Origin of the sequence: Pseudoflavonifractor sp. 60, from assembly GCF_009911645.1 — a bacterium.
Taxonomy (GTDB): domain Bacteria; phylum Bacillota; class Clostridia; order Oscillospirales; family Oscillospiraceae; genus Lawsonibacter.
The window spans coordinates 1-1,864 of record NZ_QWKI01000302.1; the positions used below are offsets into that span (position 1 = coordinate 1).

Genomic DNA, 1,864 nt, shown 5'->3' on the forward strand with positions numbered 1-1,864 from the left:
TTTTTTCTTGTGTTGCACTTCATATGATAATCTTTCCACCCCCTTTCAAAAGGGGGCAAGCGGCTGCGCCGCTTGTGCGCTCCTGTGGCATCATAAGGTGGAACTACCCTGGCCCACTCTACAATTTTTCTCAATTTTACAAATTGAAGTAAAATCCATTGCATGTCTTGACAAGACAATTTACAGAGTGAATAACAAGTAATCAAGACATTATCACAAGGAGTCAAATTATGAAAAGAGAATATCTATTTGCAGGTATCTCAATTCTGTTTTGGGGATCCACCGCATCTGTCATGACATTGATGGCCGATGGACTCTCCTCTATCGCTACTACATTTTACAACAGTCTGGTTGCCGCCGGATTTCTGTTTTTCCTCAATCTTTTTACCAGACGGCTTCCGTTGCTGCGATCCCTCTCGATACGGGTCCTGCTTCGGCTCGTTGCCCTGGGGCTGATAGGTATGCTATCCGTCAGTATGCTGCTCTACTACGGCCTGACCCATTTGAAAGCGCAGCAGGCATTTATCATCAACTACCTCTGGCCGATCCTGATAATCCTGTTCGCCTGGCCCATCTTGGGGCAGCGAATGACCATCCGAAAAACAGCGGCGCTGCTGCTGTCCTTTCTGGGGGTAGTCATCGTTGCCACCGAGGGGGACCTGTCTAACCCGAGTCAGCTGGACACCGGCGGCGTGCTGGCCTGTGTACTGGCCGCCTCCTGCTACGCCCTCTTTTCCGTGCTGAATCTGAAGGTCACCTGTGATAAATTTGTTGCCACTATGATCTATTACACCGCGTCAGCCCTTGTCATTCTGCCCGTTTTGCTGTGGACGGAGGGGGTCCTGGCGCTAACGCTCCCCCAGTGGGGCGGAGTGCTCTGGATGGGTGCGTTGTCCAACGGCCTGTCCTACGCCACCTGGGCGATGGCGATGGACCGGGGCGACCCGGCCAAGCTCTCCAATCTGGCATATCTGACCCCCTTTATCTCTCTAATCTACATTTTCTTTGTGCTCCATGAGCCGATTCACTGGACCTCTCTGGCCGGACTGTTCTTCATTCTGCTCGGCGTTGCGGTTCAGATGCTCCCCAAGCCAAAGATGCAGAACAAAATCCCCGGTTCGCTTGCCAGCAAAGAATTTTGAATCCTCATACCTTCCTCCACACAAGATCAGCTGGCTGGTCCAGCCGGTCTTGTGGCCTTTTCCAGTCCCGGGCCGATGTTCAACGTTCTTTTAACGCAGCTGTGATAAACTGTGTTTTATCAATCAACAGGGCCCCTATCCCCCGGAAAGCCAGTGTTTTCAAGGTGTTTGAGGCTTGCCCACCAGCCATTTTCCCTTGATTTTTCCCTTATGAGAAAATTTAAGGGAAAACCCCGTCAGCCGCTGCTCACTACCTTGTCCAGAAGCCTTGCGCTGGAACGCTTTGCCTCTCTGGTGGCGTGGGCGTAGATGTTCATGGTCGTGGTGACATCCGAGTGTTCCAACAGCTCCTGCACATCCTTGGGGGCCGCGCCATAGGAGAGAAGATTGCTGGTGAAGGTGTGCCGCAGCATGTGGAAATGGAAATTCTCCAGGCCGGGGACCTTCTCCTTTGCCCTCCGGCACATGAGGCTGACGGTGCTGGGGGATTCAATGGACCCGTCAGGACGGAGGCATACAAAGGATAGGCATTTATCCGTCTCCGGCGTGGCCTCCGTCCTGGACAGCATGTAGATCTCGTAGTAGGTGCGGTTCTTTTCCTTGACCTCTTTGCAGTAGTTGAGCCGGTAGAGCGCCCCATATTTTAGACTGTTCCGAGCCTGCTCCCGCTTCGCCTGCTGGAGAATATCCGCCAGAGCGTTGCAGAAGTCCACGGTTCGGAT

At 52.8% G+C, this 1,864-nt stretch carries 2 protein-coding genes; one reads left to right on the forward strand and one right to left on the reverse strand.

Features of this window, described 5'->3' with window-relative positions; genetic code table 11:
* Positions 1 to 230: 230 nt before the first annotated feature.
* Positions 231 to 1,142, forward strand: a complete 912-nt coding sequence (locus tag D1646_RS21880; RefSeq protein WP_160638454.1) for a DMT family transporter — start codon at positions 231 to 233, stop codon at positions 1,140 to 1,142.
* Positions 1,143 to 1,378: 236 nt separating this feature from the next.
* Here the strand turns inward: D1646_RS21880 and D1646_RS21885 are convergent.
* A partial coding sequence (locus D1646_RS21885) for a tyrosine-type recombinase/integrase (protein ID WP_160638455.1) occupies positions 1,379 to 1,864 on the reverse strand: 486 nt, incomplete at its 5' end.

What these genes read in the sequence shown, in the direction of transcription:
- D1646_RS21880 (WP_160638454.1), top strand. Translation starts at nt 231, where the DNA reads ATGAAAAGAGAATATCTATTTGCAGGTATCTCAATTCTGTTTTGGGGA.